Origin of the sequence: Nonomuraea sp. NPDC049129, from assembly GCF_040648495.1 — a bacterium.
GTDB lineage: Bacteria > Actinomycetota > Actinomycetes > Streptosporangiales > Streptosporangiaceae > Nonomuraea.
In genome coordinates this window covers 1-1,025 of the sequence record NZ_JBEZDU010000071.1, presented here as the reverse complement: position 1 = coordinate 1,025, position 1,025 = coordinate 1, and the positions used below count along the sequence as shown (strand labels likewise).

The 1,025-nt window shown below is 72.8% G+C and carries 2 protein-coding genes; one reads left to right on the top strand and one right to left on the bottom strand.

What is annotated here, in order from left to right; all coding sequences use genetic code 11:
• Positions 1–346: 346 nt before the first annotated feature.
• The gene (locus AB0B64_RS60750) at positions 347–847 is read right to left on the bottom strand and encodes a zinc-binding dehydrogenase (protein WP_358207716.1); all 501 of its coding nucleotides are present in this window, start codon (positions 845–847) and stop codon (positions 347–349) included.
• Here AB0B64_RS60750 and AB0B64_RS60745 point away from each other — a divergent pair.
• Positions 779–934, top strand: a complete 156-nt coding sequence (locus tag AB0B64_RS60745) for a hypothetical protein (protein ID WP_358207709.1) — start codon at positions 779–781, stop codon at positions 932–934. The two genes, AB0B64_RS60750 and AB0B64_RS60745, sit on opposite strands and share 69 nt — an antisense overlap.
• The last annotated feature ends 91 nt before the right edge of the window (positions 935–1,025 follow it).

Here is a 1,025-nt window from a genome sequence, read left to right as displayed (position 1 = left end):
ATTCCGCACCGACACCGTGGAACGCCTGCTCGGGCGCAAGCCCCGCACCTTCGCCGACTGGTGCGCACGCAACGCCGACGCCTTCCGGACCACCTCCTGATCCGCTGCCCAGGTGGCATCCGATCGATCCCGGCCGCTCCCGAGCCGCCCTCGCCGACCTGCGGCGGGCCGGCCCGCACACGGTGATCTGGCTGAATGAGACCCAGCACTACCTGCTCACCGCCGATGACCCCGGGCTCAAAGGCGCCGAGCCACGGATCACGGAGGCCTTCACCGGCCCGGAACTGGAAACGACCGTTCACACGGACGCTGCGGGCGGGGCCCCCGCCCAGCACGGCTCGGTGCGTCACACGTCGAGCACCGCCTTTCCGGCGACGCGGCGGGCGAGCAGGGCATCGGCCGCCTCCATCGCCTTGTCCCACGGCCCGCGCCAGCCGACCTGCGCGTCCAGGTCGCCGGCCGCCAGCAGCCCGACGAGGTGAGCGAGGTCGCCGCCGAACGGCGTGGTCACGTTGAAGTTCTCGATCCGCCCCCGCGCCGATCGAGTGCCCGCCAGCTCGAAGTCGATGACCGTGGCCTCGCGGGCCGCCCGTCCGATGGCCATCACCACGCCGTCGTCCTCCAGCCGATAGAACGCCTGCGTGAGCTGCCGCCCGCCCACGTTGTCCAGCACGCCGTACACCCGGCCCTCCAGGTTCTCCGGACCGATGACGATCTCCGCGGCGCCCAGCTCACGCAGGCCCTCCGCGCGGGCGGGGCTGCCGGCGGAGGCGACGACATGCGCTCCCGCACGGGCGGCGAGCTGTACGGCGTAGCGGCCGACGCCGCCGGATGCCCCGGTGACCAGGACACGGCGCCCGGTCAGCGTGCCGAGTCGTCGGACCGCCTGCAGCGCGGCGACTCCGGCGACCGGCAGCGCGCCGGCCAGCCCTAGGGCCTGTATGGAGTTGAGATCAATGGGATTGGCTGCGCTGCGGTCTGTGGTCCTGGTAGGCCATCGCCATGGCGCGTGGAGACCTCACCGA